Source organism: Flavobacterium algoriphilum (genome assembly GCF_048158655.1).
GTDB classification, from domain to species: Bacteria; Bacteroidota; Bacteroidia; order Flavobacteriales; family Flavobacteriaceae; genus Flavobacterium; species Flavobacterium algoriphilum.
In genome coordinates this window covers 18,843-45,552 of the sequence record NZ_JBLNKY010000001.1, presented here as the reverse complement: position 1 = coordinate 45,552, position 26,710 = coordinate 18,843, and the positions used below count along the sequence as shown (strand labels likewise).

Sequence of the window (26,710 nt, the reverse complement as noted above, 5' to 3'; positions counted from 1 at the left end):
ATTAACAGCTAAAAGCCCAAAGCCAATAGCTAAAAGCTAAAGAAGATGCAAAGTTTTAGAACCGAAATTGAAGACCCGATAGTCCAAAAAGAGATTATAGATTTAGAGAAAAAAATTCATTCCTTCCGAAGTGGACAAATTGACGATGAGCGTTTTCGCAGTCTTCGTTTGGCACGTGGTATTTACGGTCAACGTCAAGAAGGCGTGCAAATGATTCGTATTAAATTACCATACGGAAAAGTGACTAGCGAACAATTGAAGCGTATTACTGAAGTGTCTGATAAATATTCGACAGGACGTTTACACATTACAACCCGTCAGGATATTCAAATTCACTATGTGAGTTTAGACAGAACACCTGAACTTTGGTCAGAATTAGCCAAAGATGATATCACTTTGAGAGAAGCGTGTGGAAACACCGTGCGTAATATTACTGGAAGCGAATTAGCGGGTGTAGATGTTGACGAACCTTTTGACGTGTCGCCTTATGCACACGGTTTGTTTCAATATTTATTGCGTAACCCAATTTGTCAAGAAATGGGACGTAAGTTCAAAATATCATTCTCCTCTTCAGATAAAGATACCGCTTTGAGTTATTTGCATGATTTAGGATTTATTCCAAAAATTGTAAATGGCGAAAAAGGGTTCAAAATAATGTTTGCCGGTGGTTTAGGTTCTCAACCAAGTCACGCTGAATTGCTTTCAGAATTTGTACCGGTGAACCAAATTATCCCAACTGCCGAAGGAATAATCAGAGTTTTTGACCGTTACGGAGAAAGAGCAAAACGTTTGAAAGCACGTATGAAGTTCTTAATCAAGGACTTGGGTCGTGAAGAGTTTTTGCGTTTGGTTGACGAAGAGAAAAAAGCATTGCCTTTTCATACTTACGAGATAGATACTACCGCTTTTGAAGGCCCAATTACTGAACCTTTATTGGCAGTACCAGCAGTAACGATCGAGGATGTTGAAGCTTTTGAAGCTTGGAAAAAATCGAATGTGATTGCACAAAAACAAACTGGATATGTTGCTATTGGTATCAAAGTACTTTTAGGAGATTTCTATACAGACAAAGCAAAATTATTAGCCGATTTGATTAAAAATTATGGTGCTAACGAATTGCGTTTTTCATTACGACAAAACATCGTTTTACGTAATATTAAAGAAGAAAATCTAGCGTTCTTTTACCAAGAATTAGCCAAATTGGATTTTGTTGCTTTAGGATATGATACTATTGGAGATATCACGGCTTGTCCGGGAACAGATACGTGTAATTTAGGTATCGCAAGTAGTACTGGTATTGCAGATGAATTAGAAAGAGTATTAAAAACAGAATACCCACAATACAGCAACAACCAACAAATCGCCATAAAAATTAGCGGTTGTATGAATGCTTGTGGACAACACAATATGTCAGAAATTGGTTTCCAAGGAATGTCAATCAATGCAGGAAAACTAGTTGCTCCAGCACTTCAGGTATTATTGGGCGGAGGGAATTTAGGAAACGGAAACGGAAGATTTTCGGATAAAGTGATTAAAATTCCAAGTAGAAGAGGACCCGATGCGTTGCGTTATATCTTAAATGATTTTGATGCCAATGGAAACGGACAATCATTCTTGAATTATTATGATGCCAAGGGAGAGAAATATTTCTATGAGTTTTTGAAACCATTAGCAGATATAACAAACCTTACCGAAGCTGATTTTGTAGATTGGGGAAATGCCGATAACTACGTAAAAGCAGTTGGAGTAGGAGAATGCGCGGGTGTAGTAATTGATTTAGTGGCTACTTTAATATTAGAAGCCAAAGATAAAATGACTTTTGCACAAGAAGCTTTTGAAGATGAAAAATGGGCGGATGCTATTTATTTAGCCTACGCAGGTTTTGTAAACGGTGCCAAAGCAATTTTACTGGCCGAAAACCAAAAAACAAATCACCACGCTGGAATTATCGATTTGTTTGATACTGTTTTTATCGAAAGCAAAAAAATAGAATTGGACTCAAGCTTTAAAGAGTTAGTTTATCAAATCAAAGCGAATGAGCCTTCGGCAGAATTTGCACAAAAATACATTCAAGAAGGAGTTGCGTTTTTTGATAAAATAGAAAAATACAGAGCAAAAGATTTAGCTGATGCATAATACAATACAACCAAAAGTAACTTTAGTGGGTGCTGGTCCTGGCGATCCAGATTTGCTTACTCTGAAAGGAGTTAAAGCACTTGCTGAAGCGAACGTGGTTTTGTATGATGCGCTGGCCAATGAAGAAATAATGAATCACGCACCAAAAACGGCCATAAAAATATTTGTGGGTAAAAGAATTGGCGCACATGAATATTCGCAAGACCAAATCAATCAGTTGATTGTAGACAATGCGCTTACGTATGGAAATGTGGTTCGGTTAAAAGGGGGAGATCCCTTTATTTTTGGTCGTGGAAGCGAAGAAATAGAATATGCAGAAAGTTTTGGAATCCCTACATTTGTGGTGCCCGGAATTTCATCGGCAATTGCAGTTCCCGCTTATCAAGGAATTTCTTTGACAAAAAGAGGCGTTTCCGAAAGTTTTTGGGTAATTACAGGTACAACTTCCGATAGGAATTTGTCGAATGATGTAGCGCTAGCAGCACAATCATCAGCAACAGTTGTGATTTTGATGGGAATGAGTAAGCTATCGCAAATTGTTTCTTTATTTCAAAAAGAATCCAAAGGCGAAACTCCAGTTGCGATTATTCAAAACGGAACTACTCCACAAGAAAAAGGGGGATTTGGAACGATTAACACTATCCAAGAAGTTGTAGCGATGAATAAGTTAAGTTCACCAGCAATAATTGTTATTGGAGAAGTGGTAAAAGAAAGTAGTAAGTTAAAAGGATTTTACGAAGAATTTATTTTAAGTGACATTGCGTAAAAAATAAGTATAAATTATTCAAGCTCTGGCTCCCTCTCCTTCGGAGTGGGTTGGGGAGAAGAAAATAAGATAGTAATGGAAAGGAACGAATTATATCCAATATTTTTAAAATTACACAACCTCAATGTACTTATTGTAGGCGGAGGAAATGTAGGTTTAGAAAAGTTATCGTTTATGCTAAAATCCAGCCCCAATGCAAATGTTGAGGTCGTAGCTCCAAAGTTTTTGCCAGAATTGGAAGCATTGGTAGAAAAACATCCTTCTGTGAAATTGACAACTAGAAAATTCAATCGCTGGATGCTACGCAAACGGCACATGGTTATTGCTTGTACCGATGATTTGAAAGTTAATAAACGCGTATTCGACTTGTGTCGAAAAAGATATTTGATTTGCAACATTGCCGATACACCGCCATTATGTGATTATTATTTGGGTGGAATTGTAACCAAAGGAAATGTCAAGATAGCCATTTCAACAAACGGGAAATCTCCGACGACAGCCAAAAGATTACGGGAGTTTTTCGAAGAAATAATTCCGGACGATATTAATAAAATGGTCGAAAACCTAAATGAATATCGCAAAACGCTGAAGGGGAATTTCGAGGAAAAAGTACAAAAAATGAACGAAATCACTGAAACGTTAAAAAATAAAGAATTAAAAGAGCCACTAAGTAACGAATGATATTTGCCATTAAAAACAGTAAAAATCAATCGTTAATTTGCAGTAAATAGTTTAGCATAATTACACATATAAAGAATAAAAAAATGGTTAAAACAGACATATTAATTATAGGAGCCGGACCAACAGGTTTATTTGCAGTTTTTGAAGCAGGATTGTTAAAGCTAAAATGTCATATTTTAGACGCACTGCCACAAGCGGGCGGACAACTTTCAGAATTGTATCCAAAAAAACCTATTTATGATATTCCAGGATTTCCTGAAGTATTAGCGGGTGATTTAGTTGATAACTTGATGGAACAAATCAAACAATTCGAGCCTGGTTTTACACTTGGTGAACGTGCAGAAACTATAGAAAAACAAGAAGACGGAAGTTTTATTGTAACCTCAAATAAAGGGAAAAAATTTCATGCTTCGGTTGTGGCGATTGCTGGTGGATTAGGAAGTTTTGAACCAAGAAAACCACTTATCGAAGACATCGAATTTTACGAAGATAAAGGAGTAAAATATTTCATTAAGAACCCGGAGAAATTCAGAGACAAAAGAGTTGTAATTGCCGGTGGTGGAGATAGCGCTTTGGACTGGAGTATTTTCTTGTCTAAAATTGCTTCTGAGGTGACTTTGATTCACCGTAGAAATGAATTTAGAGGAGCTTTAGATTCTGTTGAAAAAGTACAAGAATTGAAAGATTTAGGAAAAATAAGAATGATTACGCCTGCGGAAGTAATTGGTTTGAATGGAGCCGAACATTTAGAATCAATTGATATCGAGGAAAATGGTGCGCACCGTACTATCGAAACGGATTATTTTATTCCACTTTTTGGATTAACGCCAAAATTAGGTCCTATAGGAGACTGGGGATTGGATATTGAAAAAAATGCAATCAAAGTAAATAATGCATTGGATTATCAAACGAATATTCCGGGAATTTTTGCCATTGGTGACGTTAATACATACCCGGGAAAATTAAAATTGATTCTTTGTGGATTCCACGAAGCGACTTTAATGTGTCAGGCAGCATACCAAATCATCAATCCAGGTAAGAAATATGTATTGAAATATACAACAGTTTCTGGTGTTGACGGATTCGATGGAACTCGTAAAGAGGCTCCCAAAGCAGTGGTAAAAGCCATAATATAACTAGTAAAAAAATATAGCGTTAATACTTGCAAGTATTAACGCTATGTCTTTACTTTGCAGTGTTCCTATTTTTATTGAAAGTTATCACGAAAGGCGGAGGGAAAGACCCGATGAAACCTTAGCAACCCTTTATCTTTAAAGAAGGTGCTACATTCTACTTTATTCTGGTTTTTTTCAGCATTTAAGATAGATAACACAAGAGTACTTCCACAGTATTTCTCAAACCTTTTCTTGACAAACATATCGATATTTACTAACTGAATTTATTTCAGTATTTGGAGCGAATGATTGGCGCAATTTTTGCCGTCATTGTTCCCGCTTTCCGCTATATCTTTTTTTATTTCACCCTATTAGGGTTCAAAGCCCTAATAGGGTAAAATAAAAAAAGGATAGCGCTGCAATCGGGGCTAAAGGGTGATTAATTGTTGTTTTTGCAACAATCAAACCAAACCATATTATATTTAAAAAACAAGATATGTCAGAACATATAAAAGACAGTATTGGAGTTCCCCCTTCGGGGGTTAGGGGGAGTATTCAAGAAGCCATTAAAAAAAACATACTCATACTCGATGGAGCAATGGGAACGATGTTACAACGTTACAATTTTTCCGAAGAAGACTTTCGTGGAGAACGTTTCAAAGATTTTCCACATTCCTTAAAAGGGAACAACGATTTATTGTCAATCACGCAGCCGAAAGCTATTCGTGCGGTACACGCAGCCTATTTTGAAGCGGGAGCTGATATCGTTGAAACCAATACGTTTTCAAGTACCACTATTGGAATGGCAGATTATCATCTCGAAGATGTTGTTTACGAACTCAACTACGAATCGGCACGAATTGCCCGTGAAGTAGCCGATGAGTTTACAGCAAAAAATCCAGAGAAACCTCGTTTTGTGGCCGGTTCAATTGGACCAACAAACAGAACGGCAAGTATGTCGCCAGATGTAAATGATCCGGGTTATAGAGCAGTAACTTTTGATGATTTGCGTATTGCGTACAAACAACAAGTGGAAGCCTTGATTGACGGAGGAAGTGATTTACTGTTGGTAGAAACCATTTTCGACACTTTAAATGCCAAAGCGGCACTTTTCGCGATCGAAGAAGTCAAAGATGAACGCAATATTGACATTCCCATAATGGTTTCCGGAACAATTACCGATGCATCAGGAAGAACACTTTCTGGTCAAACCGTGGAAGCTTTTTTAGTTTCGGTTTCGCATATTCCATTGTTGAGTGTTGGTTTTAATTGTGCTTTAGGAGCCGATTTATTAAAACCATATTTGCAAACCTTGTCTCAAAACACTTCATTCAACGTTTCGGCACATCCTAATGCAGGATTACCAAATGCATTTGGGGAGTACGATGAAACACCAGAACAGATGCAAGCTTTCATCAAAGAATATTTAGACGATAATTTAGTAAATATCATAGGGGGTTGTTGCGGAACAACGCCAGAACATATCAAGTTGATTGCTGATATCGCTAAGGATTATAAACCAAGGGTTTCAACGGCGACAATGTAATGTAAAGACGCTATTTATCGCGTCTAACTAACAACTAACTAACGCGAGTTTTTACTCGTGCCAGAAAAGTAGTTTTCCTGCAAGGTTTTTTTTAACCTTGTAGGTATAAATTGAGAAAGTGGTGAATGGAAAAACAGACCTACAAGGTTTTGTAAACCTTGCAGGATAGTTGAATAGGATGAAATTACAGGATTTCTAGTTGTAATTTTAGCTTTAAGGGTATAAAAGGGATTAAAAAATTAAAAATGAAAGAAGACATCTTTTCGATATATCCAATATTAAAATTAATTACTGGGATATTTTTCTGTTTAGTTGGAGTTGTTATTTGTTTAAAAAATGAGTTTTATAAGTATGATAGAGATGACATGCTTTTTGCAACTTAACTGAAAGTATTTTTATCAGGGTTATTATTTATTGTGATAGGAATCGTTGGATTTGGTAGTTGTTTTTTTGATCTATTTTATAATTAAATACCTTAGCTCGTAACCAGAAACAAAGACAAGATAAAAAGGGTTTGAATAATAGAATTATAATTTAGAATAGGCATGAGCGGGACGCTCGCGCTAGCGAAGTACGAGTTCCGTAGGAACGACCCATTTTGTAGCAACGGAATTTATTCCGTTGGTGAGGGTAAAAAGAATAGTAATAGCATGCAGGGTTTTGCGTGAGGGATAGCAGTGAAAAGCCCACAGACAAATGAAGTCCCGATAGCTATCGGGACGGAATTAGTCGAGGGCTTGCAACGAATAGCCCGACCCTTGGGTCACGCCCAAAATAATAAGAAACAAAACGAACTACACGTTTTAAAAAAAGGTAGAAATAAACAAAAAAAGCTAGACTTACACGGTTTTTGAAACGGTGCAAGGATTAAATAAAACAAAATGGCACACGCAGAAAAGAGAAGAAACCTTGTATTATCGGGATTAGAGCCTTTAATTATTACGCCGGAAAGCGTATTTGTAAATATTGGTGAACGAACGAATGTTACCGGTTCTAGAAAATTCCTTAGATTAATCAAGGAAGAAAAATACGAAGAGGCACTTAGTATTGCTAAAGAACAAGTGGAAGGCGGCGCGCAAATCATCGATATTAATATGGATGAAGGAATGCTGGATGGTGAATATGCCATGACAAAATTCCTGAATTTAATCGCTGCCGAACCTGATATTTCCAGAGTTCCAATCATGATTGATAGCTCGAAATGGGATATTATCGAAGCGGGACTTAAAGTGGTGCAAGGAAAAAGCGTCGTAAACTCGATCTCTTTAAAAGAAGGCGAGGAACAATTTATTCATCATGCCAAATTGATTAAGCGGTATGGTGCTGCGGCAATTATTATGGCATTTGATGAAACGGGACAAGCTGATAATTACGAACGCCGGGTAGAAATTTGCCAACGTTCGTATGATATTTTGGTAAACAAAGTTGGTTTTCCTCCGCAGGATATTATTTTCGATTTGAATATATTTCCAGTAGCAACAGGAATGGAAGAACACCGTGAGAATGCATTGGATTTCTTTAGAGGTACGAAATGGGTTAGAGAAAATCTTCCGCATGCACATATTAGTGGAGGGGTAAGTAATGTTTCGTTCTCGTTTAGAGGAAATGACACGGTTCGGGAAGCGATGCACTCGGTTTTCTTATACCACGCTATTCAAAACGGAATGACGATGGGAATCGTAAATCCTGAAATGCTTTCTATTTACGATGAGATTCCAAAGGAACTTTTGGAACGTGTTGAAGATGTAATTCTAAACAGACGGGATGATGCCACCGAAAGATTGTTGGACTTTGCCGAAAATGTAAAAGGCGATGTAAAGAATAATGAAAAAGCGGTACAGGAATGGCGTTCAGGTACCATTCAGGAACGATTGACACATTCGTTAGTAAAAGGAGTCGATGAATTTATAGAATTAGATGTTGAAGAAGCCCGATTGGCAGCTGTAAAACCTATCGAAGTTATCGAAATCAACTTGATGACGGGAATGAATGTCGTTGGAGATTTATTTGGTTCAGGTAAAATGTTTTTGCCGCAAGTGGTAAAGTCAGCACGAGTAATGAAAAAAGCAGTAGCTTATTTGCTGCCTTTCATTGAAGCTGAAAAAGATGGAGTTTCGAGTTTTGCAGGTCGTATCTTAATGGCGACTGTAAAAGGAGATGTACATGATATTGGAAAAAATATTGTTTCGGTTGTTTTAGCCTGTAACAATTATGAAATCATAGATTTAGGGGTGATGGTTGCGCCGGAGAAAATCATTGCAGCAGCAATTGAGCACAACGTCGATATTATTGGATTAAGCGGATTAATTACGCCATCATTGGACGAAATGGTCTATTTGGCTAAAGAATTAGACAAGCGAAACATAAAAATCCCTGTAATGATTGGTGGAGCAACCACTTCACGAGCGCATACTGCTGTGAAAATTGCACCGCAATACAGAGAAACTGTTATTCATGTAAATGATGCTTCGAGAGCCGTAACGGTTGCCGGAAATTTATTGAACAAGGATAGAAAGATATATGCAAGCGACGTCAGGGCTGATTATGATGCTTTTAGAGAGACCTTTTTGAATCGTTCGCGCGATAAAAATTTCTTGACTATTGAGCAAGCTCGTGTCAATAAACTAAAATTAGATTGGGACACTTACACCCCAATGAAGCCCAATTTTATTGGGGTAAAAACAATCGAAGTCGATTTAGATGTTTTGGTTCCTTATATTGACTGGACGCCTTTTTTTAGAACATGGGAATTGTTCGGGAAATATCCTGCTATTTTAACGGATACTGTTGTTGGTGAGCAAGCTACTTCCGTTTTTGCGGATGCCAATGAAATGTTGGAAGTTATTTTAAGAGAAAAGAAACTGACTGCTAAAGGAATTTACGGAATTTTTCCAGCGAATCAAATCAACGATGATGATATTGAATTGAGTAATGAAAACGGAAAAGTGTTAGAGAAATTCTTAACGTTACGTCAGCAATCACAAAAAACAAAAGGAGCTCCAAATATCGCTTTATCTGATTTTATTGCTCCGAAAGACAGCGGTAAAACCGATTATATGGGTGTATTTTGTGTTACTACAGGTTTTGGTGTTGATGAGTGGGCGGCTGAATTCGAAAGAGATTTAGATGATTACAATTCGATTATGGTGAAAGCATTAGCAGACCGTTTTGCGGAAGCATTTGCGGAATATTTGCATGAAAAAGTGCGAAAAGAAATTTGGGGCTATTCATCAGATGAAACTTTGAGTACAGAGGCTATGATTGCTGAAGATTACAAAGGGATTCGTCCGGCGCCAGGTTATCCGGCTTGCCCCGACCATTTAGAAAAACCAACGATTTGGAAATTACTAAATGTTGCAGAAGAAATTGGAGTGACTTTGACCGAAAGTATGGCGATGTGGCCGGCTTCATCCGTTTCTGGGTATTATTTTGGGAATCCGGAGAGTAAGTATTTTGGACTTGGAAAAATAAAAGAAGACCAAGTTATTGATTATGCTAAACGAAGAAGTATTCCAACCGAAGTAGCCATGAAATGGTTGAACCCGAATATAGCAGATTAATTGATTTATGATTGTTGATTAACGAATTTTTATTTCAGATTTTTCACTCATAACTCATAATTTATAACTCATAATTGTAGAATGAAAGTAACACAACATATAGAAGCCGCCAAAGGAAATACCTTATTCTCCTTTGAAATTATTCCGCCCCAAAAAGGCAAAAGTATTCAGGAATTATACGATAATATTGATCCATTAATGGAATTTAAACCGCCATTTATAGACGTTACTACTTCTCGCGAGGAGTATATTTATGTTGATAAAGGCAATGGTTTATTAGATAAAAGGCTAACCAGAATGCGTCCTGGAACACTTGGGATTTGTGCTTCCATAAAACATAAATACACTGTAGACACCGTTCCTCACTTACTTTGCGGTGGTTTCACCAAAGAAGAAACCGAGTATATGTTAGTGGATTGTCATTATTTAGGAATTGATAATGTGATGGCATTGCGTGGTGATGCGATGAAGCACGAGCAGTCTTTTGTGCCCAAAGAAGGAGGTAATGATTTTGCAGTTGATTTGGTCAAACAAATTAATCAGTTGAATTGCGGAAAGTACTTGCATGATGTGATGGATATTGATAACAAAGCCAATTTTTGTATTGGAGTAGCAGGTTATCCAGAAAAACATTTGGAGTCTCCCTCCTTAATTTCCGATTTAAAAAGACTGAAAGAAAAAGTAGAAGCAGGTGCTGATTACGTGGTAACTCAAATGTTTTTTGACAATGCAAGATACTTCGAGTTTGTCGCCAAAGCCAGAGAAATGGGGATTACAGTTCCTATTATTCCGGGTATTAAGCCTATTGCAGTGCAAAGACACTTACAAGTATTACCACAAATTTTTAGAATCGATTTGCCTGAAGATTTGATTCATGCGGTAGATCAATGCAAAAATAATGCTGACATCAGACAAGTTGGAATCGAATGGGCAATTCAACAATCTATAGAATTGAAAGCTGCCGGTGTTCCGGTGTTGCACTATTATTCTATGGGGAAATCAGAAAATATTCGACAAATAGCAAGTCAAGTTTTTTAATTTCCAATCGTATTTCATGAAAAAAGCTCGTTTAAAATTGATTTAAACGAGCTTTTTTATCTACAATAACTAACACCACTACTTCGTAATCTCTCTAAAAACAGCCTCCAAGTTTTTATTCTTTTGGTTGAGTTGCAGCGTTTTTAAGCCATTTGCGTTCGCAAAGTCAAAAACAGCGGGACGCATGTCTTTGTCAGCTTTAAAAGTTAATTCCCAAATCATGTCGTGCGTATTTTTATAAGAAATAAGATTTTCGATTTTAGCAATAGCTTGTTCTTCGATTTTATAGTCAAATTCTACTTCAATAACCTGTTCTTTGCCCTCTGAAATTAAGTTGTCCAATTTTTTATCGGCAACAATTTTACCGTTATTAATGATGATCACACGGTCACAAATCGCTTCCACTTCCTGCATAATATGTGTAGAGAGGAAAACAGTTTTGTCTTTCCCCACGTTTTTAATCACATTACGTATTTCCATTAATTGATTCGGGTCTAAACCAGTGGTTGGTTCATCGAGAATCAAAACATCGGGATTGTGCAATAACGCATTGGCAAGGCCCACACGTTGCCGATATCCTTTAGATAATTGCCCTATTTTTTTATGACTTTCGGTACTTAAGCCGGTCAGTTGAATCACTTCTTCAATTCGGGATTTAGCTACTTTATAGACATCGGCATTAAAAGCCAAATATTCTCTCACATACAAATCTAAATACAATGGATTGTGTTCCGGAAGATAACCTATAGAAAGCTGAACGGCTTTTTGTTGGCTGTTTACATCATTTCCATTTACTAGTGCAATACCTTCATCGGCATTAATATAGGTAGTCAATATTTTCATTAAAGTCGATTTCCCGGCTCCATTTGGACCTAAAAAACCAACAATTTCTCCTTTATTAATGGAAAATGAAATGTTATCCAGTGCTTTTTGGGCACCATAACTTTTAGATATGTTATTAACTTCTATTGACATGGAATTTTATTTATTGCAAAAGTAAACAGAATAATCATTGATTTATTGTTTTTGTATCTCAATAAATAAAAGACCTTCGTCAAAGTTTACTAAGCAAGAGGATATTCTCCTTTAGATTTATATATTTACCTTAAACTATATAAATATGAATTTTAAAAATATACAATCGGGCAGTTTCTTGAAAAACTATAAAAGTATTTTATTGCTACTCGGCGGAATTCTGGTAGGAAGTATATTGGGTTTAGTTTTTGGAAAAGGAGTAGAAGTGATTAAACCTTTGGGCGATATATTTCTAAATTTACTGTTTACGGCGATAATTCCTTTGATATTTTTTACCATTGCATCCTCAATTGCCAATTTAGAAAAAACAGAAAAACTTGGGAAATTATTTGGAATTGTGATGAGTGTTTTTCTAAGTACGGTACTGATTTCAGCAATTTTGATGATTATCGGTGTTTTGCTTTTTCCTATTCACCAAGATATAATTACTTCTAAACTCCCATTAGAATCTGTTGAGGTGAGTTCAGCGGGTACACAAATCACACAGTTACTTACCGCCAATGATTTCTTTGAATTATTATCTCGTAAGAATATGTTGGCGCTCATTATATTTTCTTTTTTAATAGGATTTGCCAGCTTGAATTCTGGTGAAAAAGGGAAAGATTTTAGTCGGTTCTTGAATTCAGGAAACGAAGTGATGAAACAATTGTTGCACATGATTATGAAAACGGCGCCAATAGGGCTGGGTGCTTATTTTGCGTATCAGGTTGGGATTTTTGGACCCCAGTTGTTTGGCGCTTATGCCAAGCCTTTGGGGTTGTATTATGCAGTTTGTGCTTTTTATTTCGTAGTGTTTTTTAGTCTGTATGCTTTTATGGCTGGTGGAAAAAAAGGGTTCACTATTTTTTGGAAAAATAATATAACCCCATCATTGACCGCATTGGGAACCTGCAGCAGTATTGCGACAATTCCAGCCAATCTGGAGGGAGCGGAACGCATGAATATTCCGAGTCATATAAGTAATGTAGTTATTCCATTAGGTGCGCCACTGCATAAAGATGGTTCGAGTATGTCGTCTATTATAAAAATTGCAGTTATTTTTGCGATGTTTGGTAAAGATTTCACTGATCCAAATACGTTGCTAATGGCGCTAGGAATTACAGTAATTGTTTCAGTAGTAGAAGGCGGAATTCCAAACGGGGGATATATAGGAGAAATCTTGGCAATAACGGTGTATGGATTTCCTATGGAGCAAGCTTTGCCCGCGGCGATGATTGTGGGGACCCTTGTAGATCCTATGGCGACGCTATTGAATGCAAATGGAGATTTGGTTTCGGCTATGCTGGTAACCCGAATAGCGGAGGGAAAAAAATGGCTCTCGGTGAATTTAGCTGCTTAAATTATTTTTCGCACGGGGTTTTCCTAAAAATCCATTTTCAAATTGGTAATAAGCAGTGGTTTATGAGTGCTTTTTTTATATATTTAGCAAAATAAAGCAGGTTCTACAAAGAATTCTTTTTTTGTTAGATAAAATTAAATATTTTTTTTGGTTGACTTGAAATAAGTTATACATTTGCATAGAAATTATTAAAAAACAGAGAATACAATGTCTAATAACCGTTTTTACTTTAGCAACACTTATTATTTCTTCTTTAGGAAGTAAGGGATTGTGCTATGGTTATTTGAAAAACAACAAACAAATAAAACTAATATACAATCCTGATGAAAATCAGGATTTTTTTTTGAGTATATATGAAATAAGCATGACAAAAATTGATAAGAACACACATCATGATTTATGTAAATTTCATTTAAAAAATTAAATAATAACTTAGAATGAGAACTAAGATTGCAATACAAGGTATAAAAGGCTCTTTCCATCATCAGGTGGCACAAGATTATTACTATCAGAATGTTGAAGTAGATGAGTGCTTGTCTTTTGAAGAATTGGTAGACAGTTTATTGTCTGGAAAATCTGATCAGGCAGTTATGGCTATAGAAAATTCTATTGCGGGACCAATTATTCCGAATTATGCCTTAATTGACAAAAATAATTTGCACATCATTGGAGAACATTATTTGGATATTCATCAGAATTTAATGGCGTTGAAAGGTCAAAAAATGGAAGATATTCTAGAAGTACATTCGCATCCGATGGCCTTATTACAATGTATGGAATTCTTGAAAAAATATCCAAACATAAAATTAGTTGAAGACAAAGATACTGCTGAAACAGCCAGAAGAATACATCAAAATCAGTTGGAAGGAATAGCAGCAATTGCGAGTAAAACGGCTTCAGAAATGTATGAATTAGAAATTTTAGCTCCGGAAATCCAGACCATAAATAATAACATGACCCGATTTGTTATTATTAAAAAGGAGAATTCATTTGTGGAAGAAAACGAAATAAACAGAGCTTCTATCAAATTTGAATTGGATCACAAACGCGGAAGTTTAGCGGCAGTTTTAAATGTAATGAGTGATTGTAAATTGAATTTAACCAAAATACAATCGTTACCAAAAATAGAAACCCCTTGGAAATATTCCTTTTTTGTGGATGTTACTTTCGAAAAATACGAAGATTATGCTAAAGCAAAAGCATTACTGATCATTATGGCCGAATACTTTAAAGTTTTAGGCGAATATAAAAATACAAAACCATGATTACTACAGCGAAACGTCTGGATATAATTGAAGAGTACTATTTTTCCTCAAAATTGAGAGAAGTAAGACAATTGGCTTCTGAAGGGAAACCAATTATCAATATGGGAATTGGAAGTCCGGATTTACAACCTTCACAAGCAGTTGTTGATGCAGTAGTGCTGGCGATGCAAGAAGAAAGTGCCCATCAATATCAAAGTTATCAAGGGTTACCGGAATTGAGAAAGGGAATGGCTGATTTTTATCAGAACAATTTTCAAGTCGCGTTGAATCCAAATACTGAGATTTTGCCTTTGATGGGTTCGAAAGAAGGAATTATGCATATTTCGCTGGCTTTCTTGAATGAAGGAGATCATGTTTTAATACCAAATCCAGGATACCCAACGTACACTTCGGTGACGAATTTAGTGGGAGCAGTTCCAGTTTATTATGATCTAAAAGAAGCAAATAATTGGGAGCCGGATTTTGAAGTTTTGGAAAAATTAGATTTATCAAAAGTGAAAATAATGTGGATTGGTTATCCGCACATGCCAACAGGAGCAAGAGGAAGTTTACAGTTATTTGAAAAATTGGTGGCTTTCGCCAAAAAACATCAGCTATTATTAGTCAACGACAATCCATATAGTTTTGTTTTGAATGGCAATCCGATGAGTTTGTTACAAGTGGAAGGTGCAAAAGATGTGGCTCTAGAATTGAATTCTTTAAGCAAGACCTTTAACATGGCAGGCTGGAGAGTTGGAATGGTTTTAGGAAATGCAGCTTGTATTGATGCCGTACTGAAAGTGAAAAGCAACATGGATAGCGGTATGTTTTACGGGATTCAAAAAGGAGCAATTGAAGCTTTGAAAAGTGACAAGACTTGGTTTGAATCGATGAATGCGATTTATAGAAAACGTCGAATTCTAACTGAACAACTGGCAGAGAAATTAGGATGTAAAGTATATAAGGAAGGTGTTGGATTATTTGTTTGGGCAAAATTGCCGGAAGGAATCACATCGGCGGAGCAATTTATTGATGATATATTATATGATAAATCTATTTTCATTACGCCGGGAACCATTTTTGGTAGTAATGGCGAAGGATATATACGATTTGCACTTTGTGTAAAAGAGGAAAAAGTACAAGAGGCAATTGATAGATTTTAATACATGAATATACACGTAATAGGAATAGGATTGATAGGCGGTTCAATGGTATTGGACATTAAAGCACTGCATCCGGAAGCCAAAATTTATGGAATCGATACTAATGAAAGTCATCTGCAGGAAGCAATAGCTTTAGGAGTTGTTGATGCTGGTGCGACATTTGATGATTTAGTTGATGCAGATTTTGTAATCGTTTCTGTTCCGGTTGACGTTGCATTAAGTGTTTTGCCAAAAGTACTGGATGTTATTGGTGAGGCTACAATTGTTTTTGAAGTAGGTTCGACAAAGACGCCTATTTGCGAAGCGGTTGCCAATCATCCTAAGAGAAGAAATTTTATTGCAACGCATCCTATTGCAGGAACGGAGTTTTCAGGACCATCGGCAGCGCTAAAAGGATTGTTTCAAGGGAAGACGAATATTATTTGTGAGGTGGAGAAAACGACTTTCAAATTACAGGAAAAAGCGTTGCAACTTTTTACTGCTATGGGAATGCGAATTCGTTATATGGATCCGAAATCACATGACAAACACATTGCTTATGTGTCGCATTTATCGCATATCAGCGCATTTATGCTTGGGAAAACGGTAATCAATAAGGAGAAAGACGAACAGGATATTTTTGATATGGCCGGTTCTGGTTTTGAAAGTACAGTTCGTTTGGCCAAAAGTTCACCGGCAATGTGGACGCCTATTTTTAAACAAAACAGGAAGCAAGTAGTGAAAACATTGGAGGAGTATATTTCTAATTTATCAAAGTTTAAGGAATTATTAGAAAAAGAAGATTACGATGCGATTTACAATGAAATGCAAAGTGTGAATAAAATAAAAGAAATATTAAACGGGATAAACATAAAAAAGTAACCAGCATTATCCCGAAGTTTTAGGAGCAGGTTACAGTAAAAGAGAACAACACAGAATAAAATAAAAAAAAAGTAAAAATTAGAAAAGATGGAAAACAAGAAAGAAATGAGAAATTGGTTGAATGAATTCAATTTGACTCATCCATTTGTGATCGCAGGACCTTGTAGTGCTGAAACAGAAGAACAAGTATTGAAAATTGCACATGAATTGAAAGATTCAGATGTGAGTGTTTTTAGAGCAGGAATTTGGAAACCAAGAACACGTCCGGGAGGATTTGAAGGTGTTGGAGAAATAGGATTGAAATGGTTGCAAAAAGCAAAAGCTGAAACAGGTTTGCTAATGGGAACTGAAGTAGCAACTGCAGCGCACTGTAAATTAGCTTTGGAACATGATATTGATGTATTATGGGTTGGTGCTCGTACAACTGCAAATCCATTTGCGGTTCAAGAGATTGCTGATACATTAAAAGGTACTGATAAAATTGTATTGATTAAAAATCCTGTAAATCCAGATATGGCTTTATGGTTGGGTGGAGTTGAGCGTTTATATGCTGCTGGAATCAAGAATTTAGGAGTTATTCATAGAGGGTTTTCTACATACGAAAAAACAAAATACAGAAACATTCCAGAATGGCAGATTGCTATCGAATTGCAAAGTAAATTTCCTGATTTACCATTAATCATTGATCCATCTCATATTACAGGAAATCGTGAGATGATTCTTGAAGTGACTCAAGAAGCATTGGACTTGAATTATGACGGTATGATTATCGAAACGCATAATGATCCAGACAATGCTTGGAGTGATGCTGCGCAACAAGTAACACCAGACGCTTTGAAACAAATTTTCAAAGATTTGAAAGTGAGAAAACATGACGATGCATCAGATGAATTTACCAATAAAATGACAAAATTGAGAGCGAATATCGATGTTTTGGATGCTAATTTATTGGAATTGTTAGGGAAACGTATGAAAGTTGCTGACGAAATTGGTCAAGTGAAAAAAGACGCCAACGTTGCAGTATTGCAAAACAATCGTTGGAATGAAATCCAAGAAAAAATGATTTTGGAAGGTGGAAAAAAAGGATTGACAGAAGAATTTATAGTTAAATTATTCAAAAACATTCACCAAGAAAGTATTGGTCACCAAGAAAAAGTGTTGAATGCATAAAATGATTTAGGACTGAAAATTAACGATTTCTGATTTTAGATATCGGTGATCAGAATTTAAATTTCATGAAATCCCAAGACGTTATGTTTTGGGATTTTTTTGTTTTTAGAGTCTTCTAATATCAAATATTAAAAATCCTTTATCTTCGTAGAGTCTTAGATTTTAAATCTGAAATCTAAAATCGTTAATCTTCAATCAAAAATCCTTTATCTTTGCAAAGTCTAAGGTTTTAAATTAAAAAATCGAATTCGTAAATTGTAAATTGAAAAATGACAGGACTAGTATACAAATCTACAGGAAGTTGGTACACCGTAAAATCTGAACAAGGTGATTTTATCGAATGCCGTATGAAAGGGAAATTCCGAATTAAAGGAATCAAAAGTACCAATCCTATTGCTGTAGGTGATATTGTGGATTATGAACTCGAAGAAACATCAGATGTGGTTACGGGAACCATTCATAAAATTCATGACAGGAAGAATTATATCGTTCGGAAATCAGTGAATTTATCCCATCAGATGCATATTATTGCTTCGAATATTGACCGGGTTTTCTTGTTAGTGACCATTAATAATCCGCCAACTACCTTTAATTTTATTGACCGTTTTCTGGTTACTGCTGAAGCATATGGAATTGAAACGATATTGGTTTTTAATAAAATAGATACTTTTGACGAAGCCACGCTTGATGAGCAGTTGTATATGCAGCATGTCTATCAGGAAATTGGATATAAATGTTTGCGCGTTTCTTCTACTGAAATGAAAGGAATCGAGGAGTTGAAAGAAATGATGATTGGCAAAGTAAGTATGTTCTCCGGACATTCCGGTGTTGGAAAATCAACATTGGTAAATGCGATGGAACCTTCGTTGCATCTAAAAACAAAAACAATTTCTGAAGCTAGCAAACAAGGACAACACACGACGACTTTTGCAGAAATGTATGATTTGTCATTTGATGCCAGAATCATCGATACACCCGGTATCAAAGGTTTTGGAATTGTAGATATGGAAAAAGAAGAAGTGAGCGGTTATTTTCCTGAGTTTTTCAAATTGAAAGATCAGTGTAAGTTTAATAATTGCTTGCATAAAGACGAGCCGAATTGCGCCATTAAAGCAGCTTTGGAAAAAGACGAAATTGCTTGGTCCCGTTATAGAAGTTATCTTAAGATTCTAGAAGGGGATGATGAAAATTACCGTACTGATATTCATAATGAAGACCGAATAATTAGTGATAAAACAAGAGAATAGTTTTCATTATTGGTTGGTTTTTTCAATCTGAATATTTGAAACAATCTCAATTTCAGTCTTTAAACTCTGATATAGCTGGGATTAAAAAATGTTAGCTTCAATTGTTGTTTCAACTAAAAATAATTTAAAAAATAATAATTATGAATATTTACCATTCATAATTTACCATTCATAATTCACCATTATTTTGAAAGTTGTAATTCAAAGAGTTTCCACGGCTTCAGTAACCATAGATAAAAAAGTTGTAGCCGATATCCAAAAAGGACTGTTGGTTTTAGTTGGTATTGAAGATGCCGATACGCAGGAAGACAGCAGTTGGCTGGTTGGTAAAATTACAAATCTCCGCATTTTTGGCGATGAAAACGATGTCATGAATTTGTCTGTTAAAGATATAAATGGCGACATCATTGTAGTGAGTCAATTTACACTTCACGCCTCAACGAAAAAAGGAAATCGTCCGTCCTATATAAAAGCTTCAAAACCAGAAGTAGCTATTCCGTTGTATGAAAATTTTGTAAAACGTCTGGAAATAGAGTTGGGGAAGAAAGTGCAAACGGGAGTTTTTGGTGCAGATATGAAGGTGCTTTTGTTGAATGATGGACCGGTAACAATACAAATTGACAGTAAAAATAAAGAATAAGATGAATTTAAAAAATTCCCAACTAGACGTTGACACTTGGATCAAAGAACATGGCGTTCGGTACTTTAATGAGCTTACCAATATGGCGCAACTTACCGAAGAAGTAGGGGAAGTCGCCCGAATCATTGCCCGTCGTTATGGAGAACAATCCGAAAAAGAAAGCGATAAAAACAAAGACCTTGGCGAGGAATTAGCCGATGTGGTTTTCGTGGTTATGTGTCTGGCAAATCAAACCGGAATTGATTTACAAGCCGCTTTCGATAAGAAAATGGATTTAAAATCTATTCGTGACAAAGACCGTCACAAAAACAACGAAAAACTTAAATAATTTGTGAATTGTAAATTATGAATTGTGAACGAGTAGTGGTAAATTGCCACCCTAAATTATTTGAGTCGAAAGCGAAAGCTATAACTCATAATTCATAACTCATAATTAAAAACATGAATTTACTGTTACAAACTTCCCAATCTGATTTACAAGCTCGAATTGCAGTTACCGGCTCAAAAAGCGAAACCAACCGACTGTTATTGTTACAGGCGTTGTTTCCTAATATTACTTTGGCCAATACTTCGAACTCAGATGATAGTGAAGTGATGCAAAAAGCATTGAAAGGAAATGAGGAAATAGTTGACATTCATCATGCGGGCACGGCGATGCGTTTTCTAACGGCTTATTTTGCGGTTAACGAGGGCCGAGAAGTGGTCTTGACTGGCTCGCAAAGAATGACAGAGCGTCCAATAAAAGTTTTAGTGGAAGCATTGGAACAATTAGGCGCGCAAATCTCTTATGAAAATGAAGTTGGTTATCCGCCTATTCGAATCAAAGGACAAAAAATCACGGCCTCTAAAGTTAACATTCCTGCAAATGTAAGCAGTCAATACATTTCGGCATTGTTATTAGTGGCGCCAAAACTGGAAAACGGCATCGAAATTACTTTAGTGGGTGAGATAACTTCCATTCCTTATATCAAAATGACCTTGGCTTTATTGAATGATTTAGATATTAAAACCAGTTTTGAAGGAAATGTAATTACGGTTTATCCAAAACAAGAAGTGGAATCGAAAGTAATGACCGTAGAATCCGATTGGAGTTCTGCTTCTTACTTTTTTAGTTTGGCTGCTTTGGCCGAAAGTGCTTCCGTTTCATTGACAAGTTATAAAGAAACTAGTTTGCAGGGCGATTCTGGGTTGGTTGAAATCTACAAAAAAATGGGTGTTGATACGCATTTTGTAGGAAATAAAATGACTCTTACCAAACAAGCGGGTTTTATTCCTCAAACTGTAAATTTTGAACTCAACAATACCCCAGATATTGCCCAAACGATAGTAGTTACCTGCCTTGGGTTAGGAATTGGTTGCCATCTTACAGGCCTTCATACGTTGAAAATTAAAGAAACAGACAGACTGGAAGCGCTTCGAATTGAGCTAACAAAACTCGGAGCCAGTATATCCGTTACCAATGATAGTTTGACGCTTTTGGCCTCAGACGAAATCAATCATAATGTAACAATTGCTACCTATAATGATCACAGAATGGCGATGGCATTTGCACCATTAGCTTTGAAAGTGCCAATAATCATCGAAAATGCTGAAGTAGTTTCAAAATCATATCCTGATTTTTGGAATGATTTAAAAAGTTTAGGCTTCGAAATTTCAGAAAAATAAGAGTTGTAAAGGGTAGTCAATCAGCCGCTTTTGAAAATAAACAGCAAAACACTTGACAACGCCTATCTCACAATCGTATATTTGCACACTCGGATTAAGATTGTCATCCTGAAGGACATAATTCATAATCCATAACTCATAACTTTATCAAATGAAATTATCACATTTTCAATTCGATTTACCAAAAGAACTTCTTGCTGAATATCCAGCTGAAAACAGAGACGAATCACGTCTAATGGTTATTGATCGTAAGAAGCAAACCATAGAACACAAATTGTTCAAAGATGTTATCGATTATTTTGATGACGGTGATGTTTTAATTTTGAATAATACTAAAGTTTTTCCCGCACGTTTGTATGGAAATAAGGAAAAAACAGGAGCAAGAATCGAAGTTTTTTTACTTAGAGAATTAAACTCTGAGCAAAGACTTTGGGATGTTTTGGTTGATCCAGCGCGTAAAATTAGAATCGGAAACAAATTATATTTTGGGGATGATGATTCGTTAGTTGCTGAAGTTATAGACAATACCACTTCACGTGGAAGAACTTTGCGTTTCCTTTACGACGGTTCTTATGAAGAATTCAGAAATAAATTAACAGAACTAGGAGAAACTCCAATTCCAAAATACATTTCAAGAGACGTAACGCCGGAAGATGCGGAACGTTACCAAACGATTTATGCTAAAGAAGAAGGAGCTGTTGCAGCACCTACTGCAGGATTGCACTTCTCGAAGCAGTTATTGAAAAAATTGGAAATCAAAGGAATTAAATTTGCTGAAGTAACACTTCACGTTGGTCTAGGGACTTTTAATCCAGTTGAGGTTGAGGATTTATCAAAACACAAAATGGATTCTGAGGAATTAAAAATTACTCAAGAAGCTTGTGATATTGTAAATGAAGCCAAAGCTAAAAAGAAACGTATTTGTACCGTAGGGACTACCTCTATGCGTGCGGTAGAAAGCTCGGTGTCTTCAAATAATACATTGAATCCTTTTGACGGATGGACAAATAAATTCGTTTTTCCTCCACATGAATTTACAATTCCAACGTGTATGATTACTAATTTTCACACGCCAAAATCAACTTTATTAATGATGGTTTCAGCATTCTGTGGACATGATTTAATGAAAAGAGCCTATGCAGAAGCGATCCAAGAAGGATACAAATTCTACTCATACGGTGACGCGATGTTGATTATCTAATTAGAAACCGATTTTACAAATAACAAAATCTCGTCAGTACTGGCGAGATTTTTTGTTTTATACTATTAAAATCAATCAAATGTACTTAAATAAAGATTTGGTTTTTAATTCAATATAGTAATCGGAAACTATTTTTTTTCATTCGTAATTTTAACGGCATAGGTCGGGTCACTAGGATAAAGTCTCTGATCCATTTGTCTTTTTTTACTACTTTTACAAAACAAAACACAAAATATGACTTTTCAAAATACTCTTGAATTTGCAAAACTACTGGATTCACAAGATCAATTATATAAGTATCAGGATGAATTTATTTTTCCTAGGATCGAGGGTGAAAAGGTAATTTATTTTACTGGAAATTCATTGGGATTACAGCCTAAACGTAGTAAAGCCTATGTTGATGAGGTAATGAATGATTGGGCGAATTTGGCTGTTGAAGGTCATTTCTATAGTGAAAAACCATGGTGGGACTATCATGAACGTTTTGCTAATCCCTTGAGTAAAATTGTGGGTGCTTTACCAAGTGAGGTTACCGTGATGAATACCTTAACGGTTAATCTTCATTTGTTGATGGTTTCTTTTTATCGACCTACAAAAACCAGATATAAAATTATTTGTGAGGAGAAAGCATTTCCTTCGGACCAATATATGTTTCAAAGTCAAGTGCATTTCCACGGGTACAAACCCGAAGAGGCTATTGTTGAAATCAAGCGTCGCGAAGGCGAACACAACATTCGCTTAGAAGATGTTTTGGCAAAAATTGAAGCAGTAGGAGAGGAGTTGGCTTTGGTTTTAATTGGTGGTGTTAACTATTATACGGGACAAGTTTTTGACATGAAAACAATAACTGCAGCTGGTCATAAAGCGGGTGCTTATGTTGGTTGGGATTTAGCGCATGCTGCCGGAAATGTAAAATTGGAGCTTCACGATTGGAAGGTAGATTTTGCTGCTTGGTGCAGTTACAAGTATATGAATTCCGGGCCAGGAAATGCCTCAGGATGCTTTGTACACGAAATACACCATAACAATCCAGAGTTGCCAAGATTTGCAGGATGGTGGGGACACAATAAAGAACGCCGTTTCAAGATGGAACAAACTTTTGATCCAATTCATGGGGCCGACGGTTGGCAAATAAGTAATCTTCCAATACTTTCTCTAGCGCCTTATTTAGCATCAATTGAATTATTTGACGAAATAGGAATGGATGCTTTAATTTTAAAAAGGGATAAAATAACTTCGTATTTAGAGTTTGTACTAAAAGAAATAGACAAAGAAGTAAACAGTACTTTCGAAATAATTACTCCTGCTAATCCCTCTGAAAGGGCTTCACAATTATCCGTATTGCTTCATGGAGAAGGTCGTAGTTTATTTGATTATTTAATGAAGCATGGTGTGATTACTGATTGGCGCGAACCAAATGTAATTCGATTAGCTCCCGTTCCATTGTATACTTCTTTTGAAGATATCTATCGTTTTGGACAAATTCTAAAAGCAGGAATTTTAAGGTAACGGTTGCCAGAATTATATAAGAAATAGTTTGAATTCTATAAGTTTTACAAGAAGGTTTTAGTATTTCTTTGTAGACTTAGTAATTTTAAAAAATTAAGATCATGAAAGCATTATATTTTATACTAGTTTCTCTTGTTATTGTTTCTTGTCAAAATCAAGGAAAAATGGATGTTCAGAAAGCCAAACAAGTTTCCGTGGATTCTATGAAAGTTGAAATAGAGAAACAACGCGTTATTGATTCCATGCAGGTTGAAATAGCTAAAATAGAAGCAGCAAAGATAGAAACTCAAAAAGAAGTTATTGTTGTTAATCAACAAGCCCCTAGAACGACTACCACGACAACAACAGCTACTACCACAAAAAGGAAAGGCTGGAGCAGCACGGCTAAAGGTGCTGTAATTGGTGCTGGTGTTGGTGCAGCAACAGGAGCAATCATAAGTAAGAAAAAAGTTCAAGGTGCTATAATTGGTGGTATTGCAGGCGCTGGAGTTGGTGCAGGGACAGGTGCAATTATAGATGGGAGTAAGAATGAATAAATGTATTCTATAGTACAATAAGAGTGTTTAAGTTCAAATAGAATTTAAACACTCTTTTTATTTAGGGGGTAGTTTCCATTTAAAGCGAGTCCATATCTTCAATAATGGCATTAGCTTTTACTTTGATTTTGTATAATTCTTCAGGATCCATTTTTTTTAATAAATTTAGCATCATACCCATACGTTGGTTTCCTTTGAAATACTCTTTTTTTTCATCCAGAAAATTCCAATACAAGGTGTTAAACGGGCATGCTTTATCTCCAAATTTTTCTTTTACATTGTAATGGCATTTCGCACAGTTATTACTCATCTTATTGATGTAGCTCCCGGAGGAAACATACGGTTTAGTCGCAATAATTCCGCCATCTGCATATTGTGACATGCCTCTAGTGTTGGGCATTTCTACCCATTCTATGGCGTCAATGTAAACGCCAAGATACCAGGCATCTACTTCATCAGGATTAATTTGTGTCAGCAAGGTAAAATTCCCTATCACCATGAGGCGTTGAATGTGATGTGCATACGCTTCGTCTAAACTCTGATTGATGGCATGGCTCATACAATTCATTTTAGTTTTTCCTGTCCAGAAGAAATTTGGTAATTTATTGTGATTTTCCAAAGCATTCAGTTGTGCATAATTGGGCATTTCTTTCCAATAGATTCCACGAATGTATTCGCGCCAACCTAAAATTTGTCGCACAAATCCTTCTACCTGTGAGATGGAAATTTCAGATTCATTTTTATGATAAAAAGCAATAACGGTTTCCAGAACTTCTTTTGGAGAAAGCATTTTACTATTCATTGCAAACGACAAACGAGAATGGAACAGAAATTTTTCATCTGTGTGCATCGCATCTTCATAATCGCCAAAATGTTTTAATAAATTCCTACAGAAATAATCCAAAACCTCCAAACATTCCTCACGGGAAGTAGGCCAGCTGAAATCAGTTTCAGTAATATTTCCAAAAGTAATTATACCGGCTTCTTGGATTTGAGAAGCTACTTCAGATGCGTTTTTATGAAAATTTTTCTCTGATGGAACAGGTACTTCTCCTTTGTATTTTTTTCGATTATCCGCATCAAAATTCCATTGATTCCCTACAGGAGTAGAACCATCCATTAACAGATGGTGTTTCTTGCGCATAGTACGATAGAAATTCTCCATCAACAATAGTTTTTTACCTTCAAAAAAATCAGAGAGTTCGTGGCGCGTGGTGTAAAAATGTTCGGTATCAAAAACTCCTGACGCTATTTTAAGATTAGCACAAATCGTCTTGAGTTGCTCGTCTAGTCGATATTCGTCGGGTAACAGGTATTCGAATTTTTTGATGTCATATTTTTGGATACAAGCAGCAATGATCTTTTCCAGATCTTGTGGATTATCAGGATCTGTAATTTGAAAATAAACGGCTTGGTGACCCAGAGCGAGTATCGTTGAGTAGAAATTCCTCATCGACAAGAAAAACGCCACCACTTTCTGGATGTGATGCTTTACATAATCCGTTTCTTGACGCATTTCGGCCAGGACGTAAATGATGTTTTTGTCATTTTTATGAAACCAGGAATGCTTTGCATTCAACTGATCGCCAAGGATTAACCGAAGTGTTTTCATTGTTGTTTTTTATAAAACGAAACAGTAGGCATTTCTTTTCGAGCATATTGGAAGCGATCTACTAATTTGGGTAAACAATACCCGTCAAGTCCATTTAACGCCACAACATTTCCTTTGTCAATCTGCAACCAACCATCTTTATGTTCTAATTCCTCTTCAAAAAATAAACTTTCAATCGAAGCAATAACGTGAATCGTGTCATTTTCCTTGATGTAATATTCATTTACATATTTACAATACAGCTGGACAGGGCTTCCTTTTACGAAAGGGATTTCAATATTATTTTTATACTCTTCTTCAAGATTCGTTTTGTCAAATTCGGAAACTCCTAATTCATAATTTGCCGAAGTGTGATGTGCATCTTCAATCATGTCAACAGTTATGTGATTCACCGTAAAGTATCCAGTTTCTCTTATATTTTTGTACGTATCTCTGGGAACAGTTGTAGGTCTCATTATAAATCCAATTAGTGCAGGATTGCTGCCTAAATGAGTAATGCTGCTAAAAATTGCCACATTAGTTTTTCCTTCGATGGATTTTGTAGCAATTAAATTAGCTGATTTGTATCCAGTGCAAGAATTGATTAAGTTCAATCTTGCGATTTTCTCCATTTGAGTAATAGCCTCTCTAGAAATGTGCTTCATAT

The 26,710-nt window shown here is 36.0% G+C and carries 23 protein-coding genes and 1 riboswitch; of the genes, 20 read left to right on the top strand and 3 right to left on the bottom strand.

Annotated elements, in window-relative coordinates:
• Positions 1 to 45: 45 nt before the first annotated feature.
• The 8 genes from ACM55G_RS00200 to metF all read left to right on the top strand — a co-directional run bounded on the left by ACM55G_RS00200 (position 46) and on the right by metF (position 10,842).
• Positions 46 to 2,136, top strand: a complete 2,091-nt coding sequence (locus tag ACM55G_RS00200; protein ID WP_416841876.1) for a nitrite reductase — start codon at positions 46 to 48, stop codon at positions 2,134 to 2,136.
• Positions 2,129 to 2,902 (top strand): uroporphyrinogen-III C-methyltransferase, encoded by a 774-nt coding sequence (gene cobA, locus ACM55G_RS00195; RefSeq protein WP_416841875.1) that lies wholly within the window; start codon positions 2,129 to 2,131, stop codon positions 2,900 to 2,902. The genes ACM55G_RS00200 and cobA overlap by 8 nt, the downstream gene beginning before the upstream one ends.
• Before the next feature lie 75 nt (positions 2,903 to 2,977).
• A complete protein-coding gene (locus ACM55G_RS00190; RefSeq protein WP_416841874.1) occupies positions 2,978 to 3,583 on the top strand; it encodes a precorrin-2 dehydrogenase/sirohydrochlorin ferrochelatase family protein in 606 nt (201 codons plus the stop codon).
• A gap of 83 nt (positions 3,584 to 3,666) precedes the next feature.
• The gene (locus tag ACM55G_RS00185) at positions 3,667 to 4,719 is read left to right on the top strand and encodes an NAD(P)/FAD-dependent oxidoreductase (protein WP_416841873.1); all 1,053 of its coding nucleotides are present in this window, start codon (positions 3,667 to 3,669) and stop codon (positions 4,717 to 4,719) included.
• 78 nt (positions 4,720 to 4,797) lie between these two features.
• A riboswitch (SAM riboswitch) is annotated at positions 4,798 to 4,916 on the top strand.
• Positions 4,917 to 5,194: 278 nt separating this feature from the next.
• The gene (locus ACM55G_RS00180; RefSeq protein WP_416841872.1) at positions 5,195 to 6,244 is read left to right on the top strand and encodes a homocysteine S-methyltransferase family protein; all 1,050 of its coding nucleotides are present in this window, start codon (positions 5,195 to 5,197) and stop codon (positions 6,242 to 6,244) included.
• Positions 6,245 to 6,489: 245 nt separating this feature from the next.
• The gene (locus tag ACM55G_RS00175) at positions 6,490 to 6,627 is read left to right on the top strand and encodes a hypothetical protein (RefSeq protein WP_416841871.1); all 138 of its coding nucleotides are present in this window, start codon (positions 6,490 to 6,492) and stop codon (positions 6,625 to 6,627) included.
• A gap of 498 nt (positions 6,628 to 7,125) precedes the next feature.
• Positions 7,126 to 9,804 carry a methionine synthase gene (metH, locus tag ACM55G_RS00170; protein ID WP_416841870.1) on the top strand — a complete coding sequence of 893 codons (2,679 nt, stop codon included), beginning with the start codon at positions 7,126 to 7,128 and terminating at the stop codon, positions 9,802 to 9,804.
• A gap of 81 nt (positions 9,805 to 9,885) precedes the next feature.
• Positions 9,886 to 10,842, top strand: coding sequence for a methylenetetrahydrofolate reductase [NAD(P)H] (metF, locus tag ACM55G_RS00165; RefSeq protein WP_416841869.1), 957 nt, complete (start codon positions 9,886 to 9,888; stop codon positions 10,840 to 10,842).
• Positions 10,843 to 10,920: 78 nt separating this feature from the next.
• On the opposite strand, the gene gldA is transcribed toward metF, so the two are convergent.
• Complete coding sequence (gene gldA, locus ACM55G_RS00160) at positions 10,921 to 11,817, bottom strand: gliding motility-associated ABC transporter ATP-binding subunit GldA (protein WP_416841868.1); 897 nt, start codon at positions 11,815 to 11,817, stop codon at positions 10,921 to 10,923.
• A gap of 145 nt (positions 11,818 to 11,962) precedes the next feature.
• Here gldA and ACM55G_RS00155 point away from each other — a divergent pair, with 145 nt between their 5' ends.
• The 12 genes from ACM55G_RS00155 to ACM55G_RS00100 all read left to right on the top strand — a co-directional run bounded on the left by ACM55G_RS00155 (position 11,963) and on the right by ACM55G_RS00100 (position 24,452).
• Entirely contained in the window at positions 11,963 to 13,216 is a 1,254-nt protein-coding gene (locus ACM55G_RS00155; RefSeq protein WP_416841867.1) for a dicarboxylate/amino acid:cation symporter, read from the top strand.
• A gap of 437 nt (positions 13,217 to 13,653) precedes the next feature.
• Positions 13,654 to 14,481 carry a prephenate dehydratase gene (locus ACM55G_RS00150; RefSeq protein WP_416841866.1) on the top strand — a complete coding sequence of 276 codons (828 nt, stop codon included), beginning with the start codon at positions 13,654 to 13,656 and terminating at the stop codon, positions 14,479 to 14,481.
• Positions 14,478 to 15,623 carry an aminotransferase class I/II-fold pyridoxal phosphate-dependent enzyme gene (locus ACM55G_RS00145; RefSeq protein WP_416841865.1) on the top strand — a complete coding sequence of 382 codons (1,146 nt, stop codon included), beginning with the start codon at positions 14,478 to 14,480 and terminating at the stop codon, positions 15,621 to 15,623. The genes ACM55G_RS00150 and ACM55G_RS00145 overlap by 4 nt, the downstream gene beginning before the upstream one ends.
• A 3-nt stretch (positions 15,624 to 15,626) precedes the next feature.
• Positions 15,627 to 16,484 (top strand): prephenate dehydrogenase, encoded by an 858-nt coding sequence (locus tag ACM55G_RS00140; protein WP_416841864.1) that lies wholly within the window; start codon positions 15,627 to 15,629, stop codon positions 16,482 to 16,484.
• A gap of 87 nt (positions 16,485 to 16,571) precedes the next feature.
• Positions 16,572 to 17,654: a chorismate mutase gene (locus ACM55G_RS00135; RefSeq protein WP_416841863.1), complete on the top strand. Its 1,083-nt coding sequence runs from the start codon at positions 16,572 to 16,574 to the stop codon at positions 17,652 to 17,654.
• Positions 17,655 to 17,923: 269 nt separating this feature from the next.
• Positions 17,924 to 18,901: a ribosome small subunit-dependent GTPase A gene (gene rsgA / locus ACM55G_RS00130; RefSeq protein ID WP_416841862.1), complete on the top strand. Its 978-nt coding sequence runs from the start codon at positions 17,924 to 17,926 to the stop codon at positions 18,899 to 18,901.
• Positions 18,902 to 19,088: 187 nt separating this feature from the next.
• Positions 19,089 to 19,541: a D-aminoacyl-tRNA deacylase gene (gene dtd / locus ACM55G_RS00125; protein ID WP_416841861.1), complete on the top strand. Its 453-nt coding sequence runs from the start codon at positions 19,089 to 19,091 to the stop codon at positions 19,539 to 19,541.
• A gap of 1 nt (position 19,542) precedes the next feature.
• On the top strand, positions 19,543 to 19,869 hold the full coding sequence (locus ACM55G_RS00120; RefSeq protein ID WP_379857188.1) for a nucleotide pyrophosphohydrolase: 327 nt from the start codon (positions 19,543 to 19,545) through the stop codon (positions 19,867 to 19,869).
• Between the two features lie 113 nt (positions 19,870 to 19,982).
• A complete protein-coding gene (gene aroA / locus ACM55G_RS00115; RefSeq protein WP_416841860.1) occupies positions 19,983 to 21,206 on the top strand; it encodes a 3-phosphoshikimate 1-carboxyvinyltransferase in 1,224 nt (407 codons plus the stop codon).
• Between the two features lie 151 nt (positions 21,207 to 21,357).
• A complete protein-coding gene (queA, locus tag ACM55G_RS00110) occupies positions 21,358 to 22,407 on the top strand; it encodes a tRNA preQ1(34) S-adenosylmethionine ribosyltransferase-isomerase QueA (RefSeq protein WP_416841859.1) in 1,050 nt (349 codons plus the stop codon).
• 234 nt (positions 22,408 to 22,641) lie between these two features.
• Positions 22,642 to 23,916: a kynureninase gene (gene kynU / locus ACM55G_RS00105; protein WP_416841858.1), complete on the top strand. Its 1,275-nt coding sequence runs from the start codon at positions 22,642 to 22,644 to the stop codon at positions 23,914 to 23,916.
• Positions 23,917 to 24,017: 101 nt separating this feature from the next.
• Entirely contained in the window at positions 24,018 to 24,452 is a 435-nt protein-coding gene (locus ACM55G_RS00100; protein ID WP_416841857.1) for a YMGG-like glycine zipper-containing protein, read from the top strand.
• Between the two features lie 79 nt (positions 24,453 to 24,531).
• Here the strand turns inward: ACM55G_RS00100 and ACM55G_RS00095 are convergent, their stop codons facing one another.
• Together ACM55G_RS00095 and ACM55G_RS00090 are read right to left on the bottom strand one after the other, a co-directional pair.
• On the bottom strand, positions 24,532 to 26,064 hold the full coding sequence (locus tag ACM55G_RS00095) for a cryptochrome/photolyase family protein (RefSeq protein WP_416841856.1): 1,533 nt from the start codon (positions 26,062 to 26,064) through the stop codon (positions 24,532 to 24,534).
• Positions 26,061 to 26,708 carry a flavin reductase family protein gene (locus ACM55G_RS00090; RefSeq protein ID WP_416841855.1) on the bottom strand — a complete coding sequence of 216 codons (648 nt, stop codon included), beginning with the start codon at positions 26,706 to 26,708 and terminating at the stop codon, positions 26,061 to 26,063. The genes ACM55G_RS00095 and ACM55G_RS00090 overlap by 4 nt, the downstream gene beginning before the upstream one ends.
• Between the last annotated feature and the right edge of the window lie 2 nt (positions 26,709 to 26,710).